The sequence below is a fragment of the Cupriavidus phytohabitans genome (genome assembly GCF_000426345.1).
GTDB lineage: Bacteria > Pseudomonadota > Gammaproteobacteria > Burkholderiales > Burkholderiaceae > Cupriavidus.
On record NZ_AUFE01000185.1, the window covers coordinates 1 to 2,971 of the forward strand.

Below are 2,971 nucleotides of genomic sequence, written 5' to 3' on the forward strand. Positions count from 1 at the left end.
TTTCCGATTTGTTGGCCCCTTGCATTGCAGCATTCAATGAGGGCATCAACCAGCGAATGCGGGCACCCGAAAATCTCTCAGCTACGAGGCGCCTATCTGCGAGCGCCGAATGCCTGCCGCATCTGCCTAGCACGCTCAAGTTCGTCGCCGTGCAGGTACATGGACGTGGTGGCGATCGACGCGTGGCGCAGGTTGTCGCGCACGGCGGTGAGCTCAGCCCCGCGGGCCAGTGCGTGGCTGGCGTGACTGTGCCGCATCCAGTGGGGCGTTGCACGGCGCAGCTTCTCCGCCGCCACTGGGTGATCGGCTTCGATGGCGTCAGCGGCCTGCACAAAGAACCGCCGCAGCAAGCGCCAAAGATGAGCACCGGAAATGCCGACGGCGCCATCCTCGCCCAAACTCCCCACTAGGGGTGTTTTCGGATTCCATCTCTCCCGGCTGATCGGCAACTGCCGCTGTGCCAAGTACTGGTCTAGCGCTGTATACGCGAGTGGCGGCAAGGCTACCTTTCCGGGCTTGCCGCCTTTTCCGACAAGATGCAGCCAGCGGTCACCGTGCCCGTCGAGGTGGACGTTGCCAAGTGCGGCGCCGACCAGTTCGCTGGCGCGCAGACCAGTCGCGTACCCAAAGTCGAGCAGAAAACGTAGGCGCTGCGCCGCCGGCTCGGACCAGCCGTAGGACCACTCCAGACCGTCCGCAATGGCCCGCAGCAGTAGCCATTCCCCTTCGGTAAAGCCTCGAGCCGTATCCAGCGCCGGTCGCGAGGCATGGCCGCGAACCTTGATGCCGGCAAACGGGTTGGCCAGCACGTAGCGCTGCTCGATGAGCCACCGGAACAGGGCCGACAACACCGTGAGCGCATAGGCGGCCGAGCGCGCCGACAGGCCACCAGAGAAGGGGCGCCACTCCACCGAGTCGCGCGGCCGCGGCGGCCCGACCCAGCGCTCGCGCGGCGTTGGGCGCCGGACGAAAGCCCGGTACGCGATGGCATCATCGGTCGTCAGCGACGAGAGCGCCCGACCCCGCTCGACAATTGCCCAAAGGATCAGCCGCTCGGCTTCCTTGCGATACGCGCGCTGCGTGGCGGCTGTTTCGTGGAGCGAAAGCCAGGCTCGTACCGCCTCGTAATCGTTCGTGGCGTTCAGCGTGCAGGCCTCGCGCGGTGCGCGGAAGCTGCCCTGCGACCCATCGACTTCGCGCGGCACACGCAACTGCTCCCACGGCACGATGCCGCGGGGATGGGCGACCGCTATCAGAGCCCGGGCGCGCTCAGTAAGCTGCGGATGATCGGCAAAGAACGCTTCGATCTGCCGGGCTCCGGTGATGCCGAGCCCCTCGATCGCCTTCCACCAGCCGCGCCGGCGTGGGATACGCACGGTCAGGTCCGACAGCGTGCGGATGCCATGGGCCTGCAGCGCCCTGACGGTGCGTGGCGCGAGCCATGGATCGATGGTGTCGCTGATCTGGGGCTGGGGTACCGGCAGCGAGGGCAGCAGCTCGATCGCACGTTCGACCGCGCCGGCGCGCTCCTGCCGTTCTGCGGGGGTGTGCTCGAACAGTGCGGCCAGATCCGGCCGGTGGCGGCTCTCCGCGAACGCGACGAGTTGTCGGCGAATGTCCCCCAGCATGCCGCGTGCGGACTGGCCCGATGCTTTGCGGCCAGAAAGGTAGTGTGCTACCGCCGCACGGGAACTGATCCCCGCATACCAGCCGCGCAATGCAGCCAGCGCATCCGCATCCGGGAGGCTGGGCTCAGCAGGCGCGGAAGCGGTGCGTCGGGTCTGGCGCGATTTCATCGGCTCCACTTACATTCATAAAAGCACGTGCCGCGATAATACCCATTATCTCAGCACAACGATATAGACTGCAGAATTTTCACAAACCTTACCGCCGGAAATCGGCGTAGCGCCCCCGCTGGAATCCGATTTTTCAAGGAATGGCATGCCACGTCGTACCGTACTCTCCAATACCGAGCGAGAAAGTCTGCTTTCTTTCCCGGACAGTGAGGACGAGCTCATTCGCCACTACACGTTCAATGAAACGGACCTTGCACTAATCCGGCAGCGTCGCGGCGCTGAAAACCGGCTCGGGTTCGCCGTGCAGCTCTGCTACATGCGCTATCCCGGCATCATGCTGTCCGCCGGCGAGGAACCACCCCAAACATTGCTCGAGATGGTAGCTCGTCAGCTACGCATCGCGCCATCGCATTGGGAAGACTACGGAAGGCGCGATAAGACCCGTAGAGAGCATCAGGCAGAACTGCAAGCCGTGCTCCAGATGCGCGCTTTCACAATGGCCGACTATCGCGCAGCAGTGCAGGCACTCGTCGAGCTAGCGCAGCAGACCGACAAGGGAATCATCTTGGCCACAGCACTGATCGATTCCCTGAGGCAGCAGGCGTTGCTGCTCCCCGGCGTCAACGTAATGGAGCGCATCTGTGCGGAAGCCGTGACGCGAGCAACTCGTCGCATATACCAGGTCTTGACCGAACCGCTCACAGATCACCACCGACATCAACTGGATCAACTTCTGCATCGCCGGCCCGATGGGCGCCTAACCTGGCTTGCCTGGCTGCGCTTACCTCCGGGCAAGGCCAGTTCTCGCCAGATGTTGCAGCACATCAATCGCTTGAAGATGCTACGAGCGATCAACCTGCCAGATGGAATCGAACGACTGGTTCACCAGAACCGGCTGCTCAAGATTGCCCGCGAGGGCGCCCAGATGACACCCTATGACCTTGCGAAATTCGAGCAACAACGCCGTCACGCAACGCTGACCGCGATCGTCGTTGAGGCTCGTGCAACGGTGACCGACGAAATCGTCGACCTCCATGACCGTATCCTCGGACGGCTGTTCAATCTGGCAAAGAAGAAGCACCGCGAGCAGTTTCACCTGTCAGGCAAGGCGCTCAACGACAAGATCCACCAGTACTCGAAGATCGGCCGCGCCCTCCTGAAGGCCAAAGAGAACG

General features: G+C 63.3%; 2 protein-coding genes. One reads left to right on the forward strand and one right to left on the reverse strand.

Going from position 1 to position 2,971, the window contains the following annotated elements; genetic code table 11:
* Positions 1 to 92 precede the first annotated feature (92 nt).
* Positions 93 to 1,796: a site-specific integrase gene (locus tag K309_RS0134405; protein ID WP_029050410.1), complete on the reverse strand. Its 1,704-nt coding sequence runs from the start codon at positions 1,794 to 1,796 to the stop codon at positions 93 to 95.
* Positions 1,797 to 1,941: 145 nt separating this feature from the next.
* Between K309_RS0134405 and K309_RS0134410 the strand changes: the two genes are divergently transcribed.
* A partial coding sequence (locus K309_RS0134410; RefSeq protein ID WP_029050411.1) for a DUF4158 domain-containing protein occupies positions 1,942 to 2,971 on the forward strand: 1,030 nt, incomplete at its 3' end.